We start from the raw sequence: 2,083 nt of genomic DNA on the forward strand, positions 1-2,083 counted from the left end.
GTGCTGGACATCGAGCGCGCCACCGGCATCTCACGCCATGCGCAGCGGCCCGACCTCTTCGGTGCCGATATCCTTGCCGGTCCCGCATCCTCCCAAGCCCGGACCGGCAGCGGCGAGGAGGCGCCGCGATGAGCCGCGCCTCCTCGATCAACGTGCCGGAAAACGGCCGGGAAAGCCCGAAATTAGCGGTGGATTTCACCCTCTTTGCGCTTTTCCTCGAAGCCCGGCGCATCCATCGCGGCAAGTCGCCGACGCGCGTGGCGCGGGAGGCTGACGTCGAAGTCGACGCCGTCTATCGCGCCGCTCGCGGCCGCGATCCGGGCGCCGACGAGTTCCTGGCGCTCTGCGCCTGGATCGGCGAGGAGCCGTCGCTGTTTCTCAAAAAGGAGGCCAGGCATGGTCAGGCTCGCTGCCTATGATTATCGCGAGCTGGGCAAGCTGTTGCGGGCGAGGCTCGAGGAAGATGGTCGCGGCTGGCGCGTTTGCGCCGCCGACATCGGGGTAAGCGCTTCCGACCTTTCGCGCATCTGCAACGGCCAGAGCGTCTCGGCGCCCAAGGTCATCGCCGTCTGCGACTGGCTGAGGCTTTCCTTCCGAGCCTTCTACCTGCCGCCGCCGCGCGATGCCGGCGCGATGTTTCACGGGACGAGCACTGAAACAGGGAGCACCTGCGATGCTGGATAGACCTGCAAAAGCGATCTTCGGAACGCCCGGCAGCATCGACGCGGCGACGCTCTTCAAGCTGCCTTTACCGATGCAGGCCGAGGGCGTGCGGCTGCTGTTCGAAATGGGCCAGAGCATCGAGCAGGTGCGGGCGCGGCTGGGGCTATCCGCGCGGCTGTTGCGGGCGCTTGCCGCGGAGGAAGGCACGTTCTCGCGTGGCGGCGAGGGGATCGGAAAAGAGTAACAGGAGCCGCTGTTTTGAGCATGCAGTCTGGTGGCTTCGTCATTGAACAGTTCGTCGAGGCGGCCCGCGACGTCTCGATCGACGACGCCGCCAAACGGCTCGGCCTGAAATTCACCGGCCGCCGGCACGAGCACCCGCAGCCATGCCCGCATTGCGGAGGCACGGACACCTTTGCGTTCAACACCGTCAAGAACAAATGGAACTGCCGGGCTGGCGGTGCTGGCGGAAATGACGGCATCGGCATGGTGGCGCATTGCGAAGGCCTCGACCTGCATCGACGCCAAGCGCTGCTGGAGGCGTGCTCTATTGTGCTCGACCGACCAGTTCCTAGCGAGGCGGGCCAGGAACACGCCGCCGAGGCCATCGCTCGCCACAGGCGACTTGAAGAGCGCCGGCGGCTGAATGAAGCGCAGTTGGCTGAACGCGCCGGGCGGCAGATCGACTATCGCAAACGGGAGCGGCAAAAGGCCAGGTCTATCTACGAGGCCGCTGCACGCGTCGGCCGGTTCGGGCGGCTGGTCGTCGACTATCTCGAGGCACGCGGCTGCGGCCGCATTGGCGCCTCGCAATGGCTGCGCTGCGCTTCGGAGCTGGCCTACTGGCACGGCAGCGATCAGCGCGGTCGGCCGAGTAAGCTCCATTCTGGGCCGGCGATGGTCGCGCCCTTCATCAATGCCGACCTGGATGCCATTGGCTGCCACATCACCTGGTTCGACCTGGCGCGGCCGCCGAAGTTCCGGCCGCTGCTCACCGATCCAGCGACGGGCGAGGCCCTGCCGACCAAGAAAATGCGCGGCTCCAAGAAGGGCGGGTTGATCCCGCTTTTCGGAGATCCTTCCGCGGCACGCTGGGTCGGCGGGGAAGGGATCGAGAACGGCGCGGCCTTTGCCTGCTGGGAGAGCTGGCGCGAGGACACCTTCTATTTCGCCGCCGGCGACCTCGGCAATCTAGCCGGCCCGGCTGATCCCGCCTCGCGCTTTGCCCATCCCACGCTGAAGAAGCCGGATGCGAAAGGCGCATTGCGACCGCTGATGATTGCCGGGCCTATGCCCCGACCTGGTCAGGACCCCGAGGACGCCATGTGGGTGGGCGAACAGGTCACCGAGCTCGTGCTGCTCGCCGATGGCGACTCCGAGCGCGTTGTGACCGCGGCGGCGATGGCGCGCGCCCGTGCCC

General features: G+C 67.0%; 4 protein-coding genes. All 4 read left to right on the forward strand.

The window, feature by feature from the left end:
* The first annotated feature begins 128 nt into the window (after positions 1-128).
* A complete protein-coding gene (locus EOA79_RS31635) occupies positions 129-419 on the forward strand; it encodes a hypothetical protein (protein ID WP_127335576.1) in 291 nt (96 codons plus the stop codon).
* A complete protein-coding gene (locus tag EOA79_RS31640) occupies positions 397-684 on the forward strand; it encodes a hypothetical protein (protein ID WP_127335577.1) in 288 nt (95 codons plus the stop codon). Before EOA79_RS31635 ends, EOA79_RS31640 begins: the two co-directional genes overlap by 23 nt.
* On the forward strand, positions 674-907 hold the full coding sequence (locus tag EOA79_RS31645; protein WP_127335578.1) for a hypothetical protein: 234 nt from the start codon (positions 674-676) through the stop codon (positions 905-907). Before EOA79_RS31640 ends, EOA79_RS31645 begins: the two co-directional genes overlap by 11 nt.
* Positions 908-921: 14 nt before the next feature.
* Positions 922-2,083 (forward strand): P4 alpha zinc-binding domain-containing protein (locus EOA79_RS31650; RefSeq protein ID WP_128293666.1); only part of this gene is annotated, 1,162 nt, incomplete at its 3' end.

Source organism: Mesorhizobium sp. M1A.F.Ca.IN.020.03.2.1 (assembly GCF_004023205.1).
GTDB lineage: Bacteria > Pseudomonadota > Alphaproteobacteria > Rhizobiales > Rhizobiaceae > Mesorhizobium.